This is a genomic window from Pseudomonas sp. MCal1, assembly GCF_026341415.1.
Taxonomy (GTDB): domain Bacteria; phylum Pseudomonadota; class Gammaproteobacteria; order Pseudomonadales; family Pseudomonadaceae; genus Aquipseudomonas.
In genome coordinates this window covers 44,490-61,062 of record NZ_JAKUMP010000009.1, presented here as the reverse complement: position 1 = coordinate 61,062, position 16,573 = coordinate 44,490, and the positions used below count along the sequence as shown (strand labels likewise).

Here is a 16,573-nt window from a genome sequence, read left to right as displayed (position 1 = left end):
TGATTGAGCGGCGGGGGATTAGGCAGTCATCGGATCGGGGGATTTTACCGAAACAAAAGAACAGACAAATGATTTGACTTGCCTGCTGCCTTTATCAAAAATGGCCTCAAGAGCGCGAAATCTGCTGCCTTGCAGGGCTTCAGCAGACGTAGGTACCTCAGCGATGCTGCAACATCGGTGTAAGGTGAGACCTCTTCATCCCATTTCCTGAGGATGCCAATATCAGGATTCAAATATTCAAGGGGAGCCAACAGGCTCCCCTTTTTGTTTGTCCTGAAGAACGTATCTCTTGTAGAGAAGCTCGCCTTGGCGGTGCTTGTTCATCGCTCTAGCCGGGGCATGCATGAAGTTCCACAGGACATGTCCGTGCCTGACATCCACCACGACGAGCATGTCATTCTTTGCCTCGTAGGCATTGATGAAGGCCATGCGGTATCCGCCGTTGTCGTACAGCACTCTCCATATTTCAAACGGTCCCGTCAGCGTATCAATCGCATGCCGAACGTAGCGCTCTCGTGAGTCAGCGCGTTTTTCGACGATGTGGGCAAGTTTGTCCCTCATGACCGCAACGTTTCCGATCGGGGTGAGGATGGTAACTGCGAGCAACGCTTCATCGATGAATCCGAAGTGAACCAGGAGAATTCTGAGGGCTCCTTGCGCATCGTCTGCCCTTTTCACTTCATCAATTGCGGCTGAGCGAAGCTCCCTGGCCAGCGTACGCAGGTCGGGCAGAGCTAAGTCGATCCATGTTTGTTGGCCACTAGATTCTTTTATCAGCGGCGCAGCATTCACGAGCATGAAAGTAATCCTTGGCGAACAGCGGCGCCCGGAGATTACTCGCTCGGAGAAAAGGCCAACAAGGCCGAAAACTGAGTGAAAACACAGCTTGGGAAATAACCTACAGACTTTGCGGTAGTCTTCCGAACATTGCGTTTGGGAAGAACGTAAACGCCAACCGACTGGCGAAAAAAAGCCGCGCGAGTGCGCGGCTTTTTCATGTTTGGTGGGCCCACACGGACTTGAACCGTGGACCAAAGGATTATGAGTCCTCTGCTCTAACCAACTGAGCTATAGGCCCTCAGTAGGCCGCGGATTATAGCGACGGTTTCTCGGCTGTGCTATCCGAAAAATCTGATACGGCTATACGAAGAAACGTCGCGGCGAACTCTTCAGGTGGCAGCGGCAGGCTGACGATGTAGCCCTGGATCTGTTCGCAGCCTTCGGCGGTGAGGAATTGTTGCTGGGCCTGGGTTTCCACGCCTTCGGCGATCACGGTGAATTGCATGCTGCGGCCCAGGGCGATGATTGCGCGCACGATTGCCGCGTCGTGCGGGTCGTCGGGCAGGCCGCGGACGAAAGACTGGTCGATCTTGAGGATGTCCAGTGGCAGGCGTTTGAGATAACTCAGTGAAGAATAACCGGTGCCGAAGTCGTCGATGGCCAGTTGCACGCCCAGGTGTTTGAGCTGGTGCAACACCGCCAGCGCTTCTTCGGCCTGGCTCATGATGAAGTTTTCGGTAATTTCCAGTTGCAGTAATTCCGGCCGCAGGCGGTTGTCCTTGAGCAGTTGCTCGATGCGTCCCAGCAGGTTTGGCTGTCGCAGTTGCGCGCCGGCGAGGTTCACCGACAGCGGGCCGAGAGATTCGTAGATCTGGCCCCACTCGAACATCTGCCGGCAGGCGGTTTCCAGCACCCAGTCGCCGATTTGCAGGATCATCCCGTTCTCTTCCGCCAGCGGGATGAAGTGCTCTGGCGGCACTTCGCCGAAGTTCGGGTGGCGCCAGCGGATCAGGGCTTCGGCGCCGACCAGACTGTGATCGTCGAGGCTGATTTTCGGTTGGTAATAGAGGTACAACTCCTCGCGCTCGATGGCTCGGCGAAGTTCGTGCTCCAGCGCCACACGCTCGCTGGCCTGGGCGGTGAGATCGCGGGTGTAGCTTTCGACCCGGTTGCGGCCCTTGGCCTTGGAGCGATACATCGCCGCGTCCGCGTTCTTGATCAGGGTCGCAACATCGCAGCCGTCGCGCGGGTAGAGGCTGGTGCCGATGCTGGCGCTGATGAAGAACTCATGCTCGCCGGCCTGGAAGGGTGCGCCAAAGCAGTTCAGCAGTTTGGTGGCGATGTTGTCGGCATCGCCGGGCTGTTGCAGGCCGGGCAACAGAATGATGAATTCATCGCCCCCCAGGCGCGCGACGGTGTCGATATCGCGCAGCTGCTCCTTCAGGCGCACGGCGATCCCCTTGAGCAGCAGATCGCCGACCGGGTGACCGAGACTGTCGTTGATGTGCTTGAAGCGGTCGAGGTCGAGAAACAGCACCGCACCTTGACCGCCGTTTTCCTGCTGGCTGTTGAGAGCCATCAACAGGCGACTTTCGAACAGTGTGCGGTTCGGCAGGCCGGTCAGCGGGTCGTGATGCGCCTGATAGTCGAGTTTGGCCTGGGCGTGCTTGAGGCTGGAGATATCGGCGAACACAGCAACGAAGTGGGTGATGAATTTGTCGCGGTTACGTACGGCGCTGATGGTCAGCCAGCTCGGGTACAGCTCGCCGTTCTTGCGCCGGTTGGAGATTTCGCCCTGCCAATGACCTTCGGCAGTCAATTGATGCCACATCGCCGCGTAGAACGCGCTGTCGTGCAGGCCAGATGCAAGCAGGCGCGGAGTGTGACCGAGCGCTTCGCTTTCGCTGTAGCCGGTGATTTCGGTGAAGGCCCGGTTCACCGCGCTGATGTGTTGCTGGGTGTCGGTGATCAGCACGCCCTCGGCAGTGCTTTCGAACACGGTCGCGGCCTGTTGCAGTTTTTCCTGCATCAGGTGGCGTTCGGTAATGTCCCGGGCGATGGTCAGCATGCAATCTTCATCGCCGATCGGCAGCGGACGGCTGGATACCTCGCAGAGGCGGATCTGCCCGTCACTGCGGCGGATATGGCAGCTGAAGTCGCGAACGAACCCGTCGCGGTGAAGCAGGTCGAGCATTTGCTTGCGTTCGTTAAGGTTGACCCAGATTCCCAGGTCCAGCGTCGAGCGGTCCACCGACATGGCGCTGTTGAAACCGGTGATACGACTGAAACCTTCGTTGACTTCCAGCAGCAGACCATCGCTCTGGCGCGACAGCAGCAGACCGTCTGGCGAGGCGTGGAAGGCCTTGGCGAACTTCTCTTCGGAAGTTTGCAGTTGCTGTTGGGTTTCCTTGAGCTGGGTAATGTCGCGGACCACCACAACCAGCGCGGGTGTGGTGTCGAGCTCGAAAGGTTCGGCGGAAATCAGCCCGGTGAACACCTGGCCATTGTTGCGGCGAAAGGGCATCTCCAGGTTGCGAATGCTGCCGGCCTGCAGCCGCTGAAGCAGGCCAGGGCCGACTCCGGGAATGCCCCAGATGTTGAGTTCGGTAGCGGTCTGGCCAATCACCTCTTCGGCCTTGAGCCCTATCTGTTCTTCGAAGGCTTCGTTGACCTCCAGCAGGCAGCCGTCGGATAGCCGGGCGATGACCAGAATGTCCGGGCATTGCTGGAATACCGAAGCGAATTTCTGTTCCGACAGGCGCAACGCCTCTTCGGTGCGCTTGGTTTCGCTGATGTCGATCATCAGGCCGCGCATCACCGGTTCGTGGCCGTGTTCGATCAGGCTGACAATGTCACGCACCCACAAACAACGGCCGTCAGCGGTGATCACCCGGTAATCGAGACTGTGATCGCGCCCGGCCAGCACTTCGTGATCGCAGAAGCTCTGGGCACGAGTCAGATCGGCGGGGTGAATGATGTTGCGCCAGAAGCCTGGAATCAGCCAATGGGACAGCGGATAGCCGAGCAGATCCTCGGCGTGGGGCGAAACATAGCTGTAGGTGAAGTCACTGATCCGCGCTTCCCAGGCGATGGCCGAAAGACTCTCAACCAGTCCGCGATAGTGGTATTCGCTGCTGCGCAGTTCCTGTTCGAGATCGATACGTCGGGCGATCTCCGAACTCAGGCGACGGTTGATGCGGATCACCATCGCCAGGACGATGACCAGAAGCAATAGCCCCGGTAAACCGTAAACCAGCAGATCCGACCAGAATGTCCGGTGATCGAGGACGTTGCCGACCCAATGTTCCTGAATGCTGCTGATTTCCTCCGGGGACATGTCGGCCAGCACCTTGTCCAGAATCCCCACCAGCACCTTGTTGTCACGCGGGACGCCCATCGCCAGTTGATAGCGGTAAGGGGTTTCGCCGCTGACATACAAACCATCCAGTTTGAGCTGACGCAGGCTCCAGACGCTGGAGGCCAGATCGCCGACCACCGCGTCCACTTCATCGGTGGCCAAGGCCTGCAACGCGGAGCTGACATTGGGCATCGCCACCAGATTCAGGTCGGGATGATGTGTGCGCAGCAGCTCATGGGGCGCGTAGTTCTCGACCACGGCGATTTTCAGACCGTAAAGCTCCTCGAGCTTGCGCGGTTGCGGGCCGCCGACATGGGCGAGGATGACGATCGGAAAGTCGAGATAGGGGCGAGTGAAAGACAGGTAGCTCTGGCGCTCCGGGGTGGACATGATGCCCGGCAGCAGGTCGATCGTGCCGTTTTTTGCCTGTTCGAGCACGACTGTCCAGCTCACCGGCTCGATGGGGGTAAGTTTGACCGCCAGGCGTTGGCGAATCACATCGATATAGTCCGCCGCCAGGCCCTGATAGCGGTTCTGGTCGTCGCGGAACTCGAAGGGCGGCCACGACGCATCGACACCCAGTCGCAAGTCCGGGTGAGCCGCCAGCCAGCTACGTTCTTCATCGGTCAGAGTCAGCGCGTCAGCCGTTGCGGTCCAGATCATCAGTGACAGCAAAAAAAGCACGGACGCCAGTCTGGGCATAACGGTCTCGTTATGGCTCGGGGGAATGTTTCGAGTGTAGACGGGCTGTGCGCGGGGGGAGGGCGGAGCTGGGTATTTAATCTGCCATATAAACAAAACCCCCGGCCTGGGCCGGGGGTTATGGTGTCACTCGTCGAGGAAGGAGCGCAGATGCTCGCTTCGCGTCGGGTGGCGCAGCTTGCGCAGCGCCTTGGCTTCGATCTGACGGATCCGCTCACGGGTCACGTCAAACTGTTTGCCGACTTCTTCGAGCGTATGGTCGGTGTTCATGTCGATACCGAAACGCATGCGCAGTACCTTGGCTTCACGGGCAGTAAGGCCGGACAGCACTTCGCGGGTCGCTTCTTTCAGGCTCTCAACAGTGGCGACATCGATTGGCGACTGCATGGTCGAGTCTTCGATGAAGTCACCCAGATGGGAGTCTTCGTCATCACCGATCGGGGTTTCCATGGAGATCGGCTCTTTGGCGATCTTCAATACCTTGCGGATCTTGTCCTCAGGCATTTCCATGCGTTCACCCAGCTCTTCCGGGGTCGGTTCGCGACCCATTTCCTGCAGCATCTGACGGGAAATGCGGTTGAGCTTGTTGATCGTCTCGATCATGTGCACCGGAATACGGATGGTGCGGGCCTGGTCGGCGATCGAGCGAGTGATCGCCTGACGGATCCACCAGGTGGCATAAGTCGAGAACTTGTAACCACGACGGTATTCGAACTTGTCCACCGCTTTCATCAGACCGATGTTGCCTTCCTGGATCAGATCGAGGAATTGCAGGCCACGGTTGGTGTACTTCTTGGCAATCGAGATCACCAGACGCAAGTTCGCTTCAACCATCTCTTTCTTCGCGCGGCGGGCTTTCGCCTCACCGATCGACATGCGGCGGTTGATGTCCTTGATCTCGGCGATGGTCAGGCCGGTCTCGGTTTCCAGCGCGGTCAGCTTCTGCTGGCAACGGATGATGTCCGGTTGCACGCGAGCGATGGCTTCGGCGTACTTGCTCTTGCCTTTGGCCAGGGCGTCGGACCAGCTTTCGTCGACTTCGTTGCCCGGGAACTGGCGCAGGAAGTCGGCACGCGGCATACGTGCATCACGTACGCACAGCTGCATGATCGCGCGCTCTTGCTGACGCAGACGATCCAGGGCACTGCGAACACGCTCGACCAGGGCTTCGAATTGCTTCGGCACCAGTTTGATCGGCATGAACAGATCGGCCAGGGCCAACAGTTCAGCAATCGCCGCCTTGTTGTGACGACCGTGCTTTTTCAGGGCCTTGCGGGTGATTTCCATCTGGTCGGCCACGGCGCCGAAACGCTGGGCAGCAATGACCGGATCCGGACCGCTTTCGGCTTCTTCTTCGTCATCGGAAGCTTCTGTATCGTCATCGTCGTCGGACTCTTCCGCTTTCGCCGCTTTCGCGTCGATCGGCGGCGGTACTTCGGCGGCAGGCGGCGTAATGCCGTCGTCCGGGTCGATGTAGCCGCTCAGAACGTCGGACAGGCGACCACCTTCGGTGGTAACGCGAGTGTACTCGGAGAGAATATGGTCAACCGTGCCAGGGAAGTGCGCGATGGCGCTCATCACTTCGCGGATGCCTTCTTCGATACGCTTGGCGATTTCGATTTCGCCTTCACGAGTCAGAAGCTCGACCGTACCCATTTCACGCATGTACATGCGCACCGGGTCTGTGGTGCGACCGATATCGGTCTCCACCGCCGCCAACGCAGCGGCTGCTTCTTCCGCAGCGGCCTCGTCGGTATCGGCGTCGGCCAGCATAAGGGCGTCCGCATCCGGAGCACTCTCGTGTACGGGGATCCCCATGTCGTTAATCATGCGGATGATGTCTTCCACCTGCTCCGGATCTGAAATATCCTCGGGCAGGTGGTCGTTGACCTCGGCGTAAGTCAGATACTTCTGCTCACGACCCAGTTTGATCAACTCAATAATACGAGACTGCTGTTGCGCTTTTCCGGACATAACACCCTATCCACTGAAGGTCTTGGCGGGCAAAAAACAAGCCGAGGATTATACCTGAGCTATGACCTCACGCGCCAGTTGAGGTCGGGTTTGATGCGGAAACATTGCGACTTAAAAGGTCGCGCAGTTGATTTTTCTCATCAGTGCTCAGTTCGCTTTGACGCGCTTTCCTGAGCAGTTGTTCCAGATTTCGCTCGCGTTGGCGGGCTGACAAGCTAGTAATGGTGTCGAAAAACTGTTGTTCAAGGTTGTCTCCGTCAATCAGCCATTCCTTTTCCGCCAGCGCCTTGAGCAGGCGGCCCTGTTCGGTTCCGTGCCATCGCGCGATCAACTGAAATGAGTTTAGCTTGGGATTCTTCTGTACGGCTTCGAGCAGTGCCACCAACAGTTGTGCGTTGGTCTGGTTCTCGTCCGCGAAGTGCCCGGCATTCTCGACTTTTTCCGCCAGTTGCGGGTGATGCAGCAAGGTTCTCAGGGCGGCCAGTGTCGGTGGTTCGACGGCGGCCGGCACGCGTGGGGCTCGTGGTTGATCACGATCACCGCCACGCTTGCCATTTTTGTCCCATGGCTTCTTGTCCCATTTCTTGCCGCCGGCGCCGGGTTTCTTCGGCGTCCATTCCTGCTGCGGCACATACATGTCCTGTGCCTGCGGCTGATGGTAGTCGCTGTAGTCCGGCATGGCGTCGTAATCGATGCCGGGGTCGTAGGCCGGCGGCGCTTCCTGCGGAGCGCTCTGGGCCAACTGGCTGACGCTTTCGCTGCTCAGGCCGGTGATCTCGGTCAGGCGCTGGCGCATCAGGATGCGCAGGTTGGCGCCAGGGATCTTGTCGATCAACGGTGCTGCGAGCGTGGCCATGTGGGCCTTGCCCTCCAGCGAGCGCGGGTCGGCTTCTTCGGTCAGTTGTTGGAAAAAGTAGTCCGCCAGCGGCTGAGCATGCTGATTGATCCGGGCGCGGAAGGCATCAGTGCCCTCGGCACGAATCAACGTATCCGGGTCTTCGCCTTCAGGCAGAAACAGAAAGCGTGCACGACGCCCGTCCTGCAGGCTGGACAGTGTTGCTTCCAGCGCACGCCAGGCGGCGTTGCGGCCGGCCTGGTCGCCGTCAAAGCAAAACAGCACGTTCGGCACGACGCGAAACAGGCGTTTGAGGTGTTCTTCGCTGGTCGCGGTGCCCAGTGTCGCCACAGCATTGCGCAGGCCTTGCTGGGCGAGGGCGATGACGTCCATATAGCCCTCGACGACGATGATTTCGTCAAGGTTGCGATTGTTTTTGCGGGCTTCGTAAAGGCCGTAGAGTTCCTGGCCTTTATGGAAAACCGGAGTTTCCGGCGAGTTCAGGTATTTGGGTTTGTCGTCGCCGAGCACCCGGCCGCCGAAAGCGATGATCCGCCCGCGGGTGTCGCGTATCGGGAACATCACGCGATCGCGGAAGCGGTCATAGCGTTTGCCGGTTTCGGCATTCTCGATCAGCAGGCCGGCTTCGATCATGGCCTTCTGCTGCAAGGTGTCGCTGCTCAAGTGTTTGAGCAGGTTGTCCCAGCCCGGCGGTGCAAATCCGAGGCCGAAGTCTCGGGCGATCTCGCCGGTCAGGCCGCGTCCCTTGAGGTAATCCACCGCCGCCTTGCGTGCCGGATGGCTCTTTAGAGCCTGCCGGTAAAAGTCGGCCGCGGCGGTGAGTAGCGGGTACAGCGGAGAGTCGGTCGGTTGGCGCGGTTTGTTCGAGCGGCCGCCTTCTTCACGCGGGACTTCCATGCCGGCGGCTTTGGCCAGATCCTCGACGGCCTGGGGGAAGTCCAGGTTGTCGTGATCCATGAGAAAGCCGAGGGCGTTGCCGCCGGCGCCGCAGCCAAAGCAGTAATAGAACTGCTTGTCGGGGCTGACGCTGAACGACGGGGTTTTCTCTTTATGGAACGGGCAGCAGGCGGTGTAGTTCTTGCCGGCCTTCTTCAATTGCACGCGCGAGCTGACCACATCGACGATGTCGGTGCGGTTCAGAAGGTCGTCAATGAAGCTCTGGGGAATCAGCCCGGCCATGGCGTTCTCGTCTGCGCTGTAAAGGGTCCGATGCGAAAGGGCGCCGGACGCGGGTCATTGAGTGATGCGCGCACATGGGGCGGCTCGACCGGTGTCGTTTGCGTAATCGCTGTCGGGAAGTGTATCTGCCGAAAATTCACTGACGTTAGTACTCATCAGTCTTCGACTATTCGAAAATGTTGCGCTGAATCCGCTGACGGCCTGTAATCGGCCTCGGATAGCTCATGAAGCGGGCACGCAGCAGGTGCCTTGGGCTGATCGTCGTAAGAGGAATCAGTGGGTGTGCTCGTCAGTAGCCTTGAAAGGCTCGTCAGAAAAGACGTGCACCGCTGGCAAAAGAGCCAGGCCTGACGCGGTGAAGCGGGTTTGTCTCGGTCGCATCTGCGGCTTCGACGGTGAAGCATCAAGCGTTTTACGCAAATGCCATTAGCCCGGCTGAGGGCCGGGCTTGGCAGAAGCTTGCTACGATCGTCTGCGTATTAGTACAGACGAACGGCGCGGCGCTGTTCGCGCTGAACTTTCTTGGCATGACGCTTAACAGCAGCAGCTGCCTTGCGCTTACGCTCAGAAGTTGGCTTCTCGTAAAATTCGCGGCTACGAACTTCAGCCAGTACACCGGCTTTTTCGCAGGAGCGCTTGAAACGACGCAGAGCTACGTCGAAGGGTTCGTTCTCTTTAACTTTGACGGCTGGCATCCAGAGCTACCTTCATTCATTACCGGGGTCAACATCCTCGCGGCAAAAGAGCACTTGAAGACGTCGGTTTTTAAGGGTTGCGGATGTTAACCCCTCATCGCTCGGAATGCAAAGCCTCTGATCGAAAACCGCTGGTCGGGGCATCACGCGGCGACTATTATGCGCGCCTTCGAATTCAGCCTAAACAAGGCGCAAACCCATGCTAGTACTGGGATTAGAAACTTCCTGCGACGAAACCGGCGTCGCTTTGTACGACAGCGAGCGCGGCCTGCTGGCCGACGCGCTGTTCAGTCAGATCGACCTGCATCGCGTCTATGGCGGCGTCGTGCCGGAGCTGGCTTCGCGCGATCACGTCAAGCGCATGCTGCCCCTGATTCGTCAGGTGCTGGCCGAGTCCGATTGCGTACCGACCGAGATCGACGCCATCGCCTACACCGCGGGTCCCGGCCTGGTCGGGGCGTTGCTGGTGGGGGCTTCCTGCGCCCAGGCGCTGGCTTTTGCCTGGGGCATTCCGGCGCTCGGCGTGCACCACATGGAAGGCCACTTGCTGGCGCCGATGCTTGAACCAAAGCCGCCGGAGTTCCCGTTCGTCGCTTTGTTGGTCTCCGGTGGTCATACGCAGTTGGTTCAGGTCGATGGTATCGGCCAATACAGCCTGCTTGGCGAGACGCTGGACGATGCGGCGGGCGAAGCGTTCGACAAGACCGCAAAAATGATGGGCCTGAATTATCCGGGCGGACCGGAAATCGCCAAGCTGGCAGAGAAGGGCGTCGCAGGACGTTTCACCTTTCCGCGTCCGATGTGTGATCGCCCGGGTCTGGATTTCAGCTTCAGCGGCCTGAAGACCTTCGCCCTCAACACCTGGCAGCAGTGCGTCAGCGCCGGGGACGACAGCGAGCAAGCCCGTTGCGACATCGCGCTGGCGTTCCAGCAGGCCGTGGTGGAGACTTTGACCATCAAGTGCAAGCGTGCCCTTAAGCAGGCCGGCATGAAGCGCCTGGTGATCGCCGGCGGCGTCAGTGCCAACAAGGCGTTGCGTGTTTCGCTGGAGAAAATGCTCGGCGACATGAAGGGCGATGTGTTCTATGCCCGTCCCCAGTTTTGCACCGATAACGGCGCGATGATCGCGTTTGCCGGTTGCCAGCGTTTGCAGGCCGGTCAGCAGGAAAGCCTGGCGATCAGTGTGCAGGCGCGCTGGCCGATGGAGCAGCTGTCGGCGCTGTGATGAGCGGTGCTCACTTGCGGTATTTAAAAATGCCGTTCGCGCCCGGCGAACAGGTCGCGTAGATTGCCCCGGTGGCGCCAGACGATCAGCAGAGTCAGCGTGCTCATCGGCAATAGCGCTGCCGGTTCCTGCCAGGCCAGCAACGGCAGGGTCAGCGGAGTGGCGATCAGCGCCGCCAGCGAGCTGGTGCGGGTCAGGTAGAACGTCAGCAGCCAGGTGCATACGGCCAGCAGCGCGGCGGGTGGATACAGGGCCAGCAGCATGCCGGCTGCCGTGGCAACGCCCTTGCCACCGCGAAAGCGGAAGTACAACGGGAACAGGTGACCGATCACGGCGCAGACGCCGATCCACGCCTGATCCTGCAGCGAAAGGCCCACAGCCGAGGCAATCAGCACCGGCAACAGGCCTTTGCACAGGTCACCCAGCAGGGTCAGGATTGCGAGTTTGCGTCCGGCCAGGCGCAGCATGTTGGTGGCGCCGGCATTACCCGAGCCACTCATTCGCGGATCCGGATTTCCGGTCAGGCGGCTGAGCAAAATGGCGAAGGACAGAGAGCCGAGCAGGTAGGCGAGGATCGCCAGTAACCAAAACATGCTAACTATTCCGGGCGAGGACGCCCTGATTCTAACGGCGCATTGCGCCCTTGTCGTGCAGCGGAGAGAAGTGCTTGGACAGAGTGTTTATCGAGGGCCTGGAAGTCGACACCGTGATCGGTGCCTACGACTGGGAGCGCGGCATCCGACAGTGCCTGCGTCTTGATTTGAGCTTCGCCTGGGACAATCGCCCGGCCGCTGCCGGTGACGACCTGACCCTGGCGCTCGATTACGCCAGTGTGTCTACGCGGATCCAGGCCTTTGCCGAGCAGTCCCGGTATCAACTGGTCGAGACCTTCGCCGAGCGTCTGGTCGAAGTGCTGATGAACGAATTCAAGATCACCTGGGTGCGCCTCAAACTGACCAAGCCCGGCGCCGTGCCGGCCGCCAAGGGTGGTGTGGGAGTGGAGATCGAGCGCGGATGCCGCTGACCCAGGTCTACCTCGGGCTCGGTAGCAATATCGAGCGCGAAACCCATTTGCAGGCCGGTCTGGATGCCTTGTCCACGTTTCTGGTGGATATCCGCTGCTCGCCTGTATTCGAAAGCCAGCCGGTGGGAATCAAGAGCGGGCCGTTCTTCAACTTCGTGGTATCGGCGTTCACCGATCTGCCGTTGATCGAGCTGGATCGCCGCTTGAAATTCATAGAAGCGGACAACGGTCGCTATGCGCCGGATCGCAAGGGCTTGCCTCTGGATATTGACGTATTGCTGTACGGCGATTTGACGGGCAACTTCGACGGGCTGATTCTGCCCCGTGCGGAAATTCTTAAAAATGCCTTTGTGCTGTGGCCGCTGTCTTTGATTGCGCCGGATCGGGTACATCCGGGTGTGGGAAAAAGCTTCGCCACATTGTGGGCCGAAGCGCAGATCGATCAGGTGCTGGCGCCGGTCGGATTTGAGTGGCGTGGTACTCAACTCACGCCTTCACACTTGTCTTGAACATTTTGATCCGCCCTCGGCAGGGCGGATCAAATGTTTTCAAGACGACGCCGACTCCTTGTAAGCCTTCAATGCCTTGAGCCGTTCGCGTTTGAGTGCCTCGCCCAGTTCCGGGCCCTTGAATCCCTTCTCCAGCAACGGCTGCACTGCCACGCCGCGCGCCACATTGGCCGCGCCGCGCAGGTAATCCGCTTGTGGATAACTACGCTGTTCAAGCCCTTTGCGGCCTCGGGCATCCATTTCGCACGCGCTGATGAATTCCTCGAACCGCTGTGGTCGACGGTAAACGTCAAAGCTTTGCAGCAACTCAAGCAAGGTCGAAGCCTTCAACTCCAGGGCACGATGCCCGTGGGTGTGATATTGGCCGACCAGCAAGGCCAGTTCCTGACAGTCTTTCGGTGCCTTGAAGCGCTCGTTGACCGCTTTGATCAACTTCAGGCCTTTGTGCTCATGGGCGATATGCCGTGGCCATTCTTCTTGCGGGGTCAGACCTTTGCCGAGATCGTGCAGCAGGCAGGCCCAGCGCACGGTCAGCGGCTGCTTGTGCAAGGCTGACTGCTCAAGCACGCTGAGGGTGTGAATGCCGCTGTCGATTTCCGGGTGATGGGCTTGCGGCTGCGGTACGCCGAACAAGGCATCGACCTCCGGCATCAGTACCTTCAAGGCGCCGCAATCGCGCAACACCTGAATGAACACTTGGGGTTGATCTTCCATCAGTGCGCGGGAAATCTCTTTCCAGCTGCGTTCGGCCGTAAGGGCTTCCAGTTCACCCGATTCGCTGAGCTGACGCATCAGCTCCAGGGTTTCGGGCGCGACCTTGAAGCCGAGCGCCGCGTAACGGGCGGCAAAGCGCGCAACGCGCAGAACCCTGAGCGGATCTTCGGCAAATGCGGGGGAAACGTGGCGCAAAATCCGCTCTTCGAGATCGCGCTGGCCGTGATAGGGATCAGTCAGGTTTTGCTGATCGTCTTCGGCCATGGCATTGATCGTCAGGTCGCGGCGGATCAGGTCTTCTTCAAGCGTAACTTCGGGGCTGGCGTGAAAGGTGAAACCACCATAACCGCGACCGCTCTTGCGCTCGGTGCGGGCGAGGGCGTACTCCTCGCCGCTTTTCGGATGAAGGAAAACCGGGAAGTCCGCGCCGACCGGGCGAAACCCCTTGGCAAGCATTTCTTCTGTCGTCGCGCCGACCACCACCCAATCGATATCCGTGACCGGTTTGCCCAGCAGGCGATCACGAACCGCACCGCCGACCTTGTAAATCTGCATAAAAAACCTCCGTTGGCCCGACAGGATAACCCTTGCGCCGGACTTTCGGAGGCCTGAACGGGATCAAAGATGAATGACGGCCAAGTCGAGGCGACCGTAATCCCCCTCGCTGTGTTCGCTGCGGGGAGGAACGTGATGGGTCTTCATGATCTGGTCGCCCTGCAGGGTTTCCAGATGAATGTCGAAGCCCCACAGCCGATGCAGGTGTTTCAGGACCTCCTCAGTGGAATCACCCAGCGGTTTGCGGTCGTGCTGCTGGTGGCGCAGGGTCAGCGAGCGGTCGCCGCGGCGGTCGATGCTGTAGATCTGCACGTTCGGTTCGCGGTTGCCCAGGTTGTACTGCGCGGCCAGGGTCTCGCGAATGATCCGGTAACCGCCCTCGTCATGAATGGCGGGCACCAGCAAGTCGTCTTTCTGATCGTCATCGAGAATGCTGAACAGCTTGAGGTCGCGGATCACCTTGGGTGACAGGTACTGCAGGATGAAGCTCTCATCCTTGAAGCTGCTCATGGCGAACTTGATGGTCGACAGCCAGTCGCTGCCGGCGATTTCCGGGAACCAGCGACGGTCTTCTTCCGTGGGCTCTTCGCACATGCGACGGATGTCGCGATACATCGCAAACCCCAGCGCATACGGGTTGATGCCGTTGTAATAAGGGCTGTCGAACCCAGGCTGGAACACCACGCTGGTGTGGGACGTCAGGAACTCCATCATGAAGCCGTCCGTTACCAGGCCCTCGTCATACAGGTCGTTCATCAGCGTGTAGTGCCAGAACGTCGCCCAGCCTTCGTTCATCACCTGGGTCTGGCGCTGTGGATAGAAATACTGAGCGATCTTGCGCACGATCCGCACGATCTCGCGTTGCCAGGGCTCCAGCAGCGGGGCGTGTTTCTCGATGAAATACAGAATGTTTTCCTGCGGTTCGGCCGGGAAGCGTGCGTTGTCCTTGTCGCTGTACTTGTCTGCGCCTTTGGGAATGGTGCGCCACAGATCGTTGATCTGCTTCTGCAGATGCTCTTCGCGATCCTTCTGCCGACGCCGTTCTTCCTCGGCGGAAATCGGATACGGACGTTTGTAGCGGTCGACACCGTAGTTCATCAGGGCGTGGCAGGAGTCGAGCAGATCTTCCACGGCGTCGATCCCGTGGCGCTCCTCGCACTGCATGATGTACTGCTTGGCGAACACCAGGTAATCGATGATCGAACTGGCATCGGTCCAGGTGCGGAACAGATAGTTGCCCTTGAAGAAACTGTTGTGGCCGTAGCAGGCATGCGCAACCACCAGTGCCTGCATGCAGATGGTGTTTTCTTCCATCAGGTAAGCGATGCACGGGTCCGAGTTGATCACGATCTCGTACGCCAGCCCCATCTGCCCGCGACTGTAGGATTTCTCGGTGCTGAGGAAATGCTTGCCATAGGACCAATGGTGATAGCCAAGCGGCATGCCGACCGAAGCGTAGGCGTCCATCATCTGTTCGGCGGTGATCACTTCTATCTGGTTAGGGTAGGTATCCAGGGCGTAGCCGGCCGCGATGCGGGCGATTTCGCGGTCGTACGCCTGGATCAGCTCGAAGGTCCATTCCGAGCCGGTGGATATGGGTTGGCGCTTCTGCTCTTTGGCGGTCTTGGCGGTCATGTCACTAACCTGCGCTGGAAGAGTTCACGGAAGACCGGATAGATATCCCCGGCCGAGACCAGTTGTTGCTGGGCAAAAGTGTCGGAAAAGGCTTCGGCGATGCGTTCGTACTCGTACCACAAGGCCTGATGTTCGCGCGGGGTGATCTCCACGTAAGTGTAGTACTGCACGAACGGCATGATCTGGTTGATCAGGATGTCGCGGCAGATCGGCGAGTCATCGTTCCAGTTATCGCCGTCGGAAGCCTGGGCGGCGTAGATGTTCCACTCGTTGCTCGGATAGCGCTCGGCCATGATCTCCTGCATCAGTTTCAGGGCACTGGAGACGATGGTGCCGCCGGTTTCGCGGGAGTAGAAAAACTCCTCTTCATCCACTTCGCGGGCGCTGGTGTGGTGGCGGATGAACACCACGTCGATCTTGTCGTAGTTCCGCTTGAGGAACAGGTACAACAGAATGAAAAACCGTTTGGCGATGTCCTTGGTCGCCTGGGTCATGGAGCCGGAAACGTCCATCAGGCAGAACATCACGGCTTTCGAACTGGGGTTTGGCTGCTTGATCAACAGGTTGTACTTGAGGTCGAAAGTATCGAGGAATGGCACGCGGTGGATGCGCGCGCTGAGTTTTTCGATTTCCGCCTCGAGATCCTGAATATCGCCGAAGTTATCCGGCTCTTCGCGTTTGAGTCGCGCCAGTTCCTCTTTGACTTCACGCAGTTTGGCGCGGCTGCTGCCCGACAGGGCAATGCGCCGCGCATGAGCAGAACGCAGGGTGCGAATAATGTTGATCCGCGACGGATTGCCTTCGTTACTGATCCCTGCGCGTACGGTCTTGAAGGTGTCGGTACCGGTCAGGTTGCGCTTGACCAGGTTCGGCAGTTCGAGATCCTCGAACATGAATTCGAGGAATTCTTCCTGGGTGATCTGGAAGACGAACTCGTCCATGCCTTCGCCAGAGTTACCGGCCTTGCCCGGCCCACGGCCACCTCCGCCTCCGGGCGGACGGGCGATGTGTTCGCCAGCGGTAAATTCCTTGTTGCCGGGGTGAACCACGGTCTGCTTGCCGCCGCGACCATGGTGAAGCACCGGTTCGTCGATATCGCGACCGGGAATGCTGATTTGCTCGCCGTGCTCCATATCGGTAATGGAACGCCGGCTGACCGCCTCTTCGACAGCCTTCTTGATGTGGTCACGGTAACGCCGCAGGAACCGCTGACGGTTCACCGTGCTCTTGTTCTTGCCATTGAGACGTCGGTCGATCACATAGCTCATGACTGCTCCTTAGAAGCTGTCCTGCAAAGGGGCGAGCGGTCATGCAGCATTGAACCGAATGCCAAGGGACGTACACGCTCCCCCAAGCGCTTTGGGTGC

General features: G+C 59.2%; 12 protein-coding genes and 1 tRNA gene. 3 read left to right on the top strand and 10 right to left on the bottom strand.

The window, feature by feature from the left end:
• Positions 1 to 237: 237 nt before the first annotated feature.
• The 6 genes from MKZ87_RS16125 to rpsU form a co-directional block, all read right to left on the bottom strand.
• Positions 238 to 798 carry a PBECR2 nuclease fold domain-containing protein gene (locus tag MKZ87_RS16125; protein WP_085702835.1) on the bottom strand — a complete coding sequence of 187 codons (561 nt, stop codon included), beginning with the start codon at positions 796 to 798 and terminating at the stop codon, positions 238 to 240.
• A 203-nt stretch (positions 799 to 1,001) separates the two neighbouring features.
• Positions 1,002 to 1,078 (bottom strand) — tRNA-Ile (locus MKZ87_RS16120).
• A 15-nt stretch (positions 1,079 to 1,093) separates the two neighbouring features.
• Positions 1,094 to 4,840 carry a bifunctional diguanylate cyclase/phosphodiesterase gene (locus tag MKZ87_RS16115; protein ID WP_085697724.1) on the bottom strand — a complete coding sequence of 1,249 codons (3,747 nt, stop codon included), beginning with the start codon at positions 4,838 to 4,840 and terminating at the stop codon, positions 1,094 to 1,096.
• 126 nt (positions 4,841 to 4,966) lie between these two features.
• A complete protein-coding gene (rpoD, locus tag MKZ87_RS16110) occupies positions 4,967 to 6,814 on the bottom strand; it encodes an RNA polymerase sigma factor RpoD (RefSeq protein ID WP_085697723.1) in 1,848 nt (615 codons plus the stop codon).
• A gap of 67 nt (positions 6,815 to 6,881) precedes the next feature.
• Positions 6,882 to 8,849 (bottom strand): DNA primase, encoded by a 1,968-nt coding sequence (dnaG, locus tag MKZ87_RS16105; protein ID WP_085702834.1) that lies wholly within the window; start codon positions 8,847 to 8,849, stop codon positions 6,882 to 6,884.
• A 479-nt stretch (positions 8,850 to 9,328) separates the two neighbouring features.
• The gene (gene rpsU, locus MKZ87_RS16100; protein ID WP_002551877.1) at positions 9,329 to 9,544 is read right to left on the bottom strand and encodes a 30S ribosomal protein S21; all 216 of its coding nucleotides are present in this window, start codon (positions 9,542 to 9,544) and stop codon (positions 9,329 to 9,331) included.
• 199 nt (positions 9,545 to 9,743) lie between these two features.
• Between rpsU and tsaD the strand changes: the two genes are divergently transcribed.
• Positions 9,744 to 10,769, top strand: a complete 1,026-nt coding sequence (gene tsaD, locus MKZ87_RS16095; RefSeq protein ID WP_085697721.1) for a tRNA (adenosine(37)-N6)-threonylcarbamoyltransferase complex transferase subunit TsaD — start codon at positions 9,744 to 9,746, stop codon at positions 10,767 to 10,769.
• A 23-nt stretch (positions 10,770 to 10,792) separates the two neighbouring features.
• Here the strand turns inward: tsaD and plsY are convergent, their stop codons facing one another.
• On the bottom strand, positions 10,793 to 11,362 hold the full coding sequence (plsY, locus tag MKZ87_RS16090; protein ID WP_085697720.1) for a glycerol-3-phosphate 1-O-acyltransferase PlsY: 570 nt from the start codon (positions 11,360 to 11,362) through the stop codon (positions 10,793 to 10,795).
• A 74-nt stretch (positions 11,363 to 11,436) separates the two neighbouring features.
• On the opposite strand from plsY, the gene folB reads away from it, so the two are divergent.
• A complete protein-coding gene (gene folB, locus MKZ87_RS16085; RefSeq protein ID WP_085697719.1) occupies positions 11,437 to 11,793 on the top strand; it encodes a dihydroneopterin aldolase in 357 nt (118 codons plus the stop codon).
• Positions 11,784 to 12,302 carry a 2-amino-4-hydroxy-6-hydroxymethyldihydropteridine diphosphokinase gene (gene folK / locus MKZ87_RS16080; protein ID WP_085697718.1) on the top strand — a complete coding sequence of 173 codons (519 nt, stop codon included), beginning with the start codon at positions 11,784 to 11,786 and terminating at the stop codon, positions 12,300 to 12,302. The genes folB and folK overlap by 10 nt, the downstream gene beginning before the upstream one ends.
• A 39-nt stretch (positions 12,303 to 12,341) precedes the next feature.
• On the opposite strand, the gene MKZ87_RS16075 is transcribed toward folK, so the two are convergent.
• The 3 genes from MKZ87_RS16075 to MKZ87_RS16065 form a co-directional block, all read right to left on the bottom strand.
• Entirely contained in the window at positions 12,342 to 13,571 is a 1,230-nt protein-coding gene (locus MKZ87_RS16075; RefSeq protein ID WP_085697717.1) for a multifunctional CCA addition/repair protein, read from the bottom strand.
• 63 nt (positions 13,572 to 13,634) lie between these two features.
• On the bottom strand, positions 13,635 to 15,206 hold the full coding sequence (locus MKZ87_RS16070) for a SpoVR family protein (protein ID WP_085688468.1): 1,572 nt from the start codon (positions 15,204 to 15,206) through the stop codon (positions 13,635 to 13,637).
• Complete coding sequence (locus MKZ87_RS16065; RefSeq protein ID WP_007959907.1) at positions 15,203 to 16,474, bottom strand: YeaH/YhbH family protein; 1,272 nt, start codon at positions 16,472 to 16,474, stop codon at positions 15,203 to 15,205. Before MKZ87_RS16065 ends, MKZ87_RS16070 begins: the two co-directional genes overlap by 4 nt.
• Between the last annotated feature and the right edge of the window lie 99 nt (positions 16,475 to 16,573).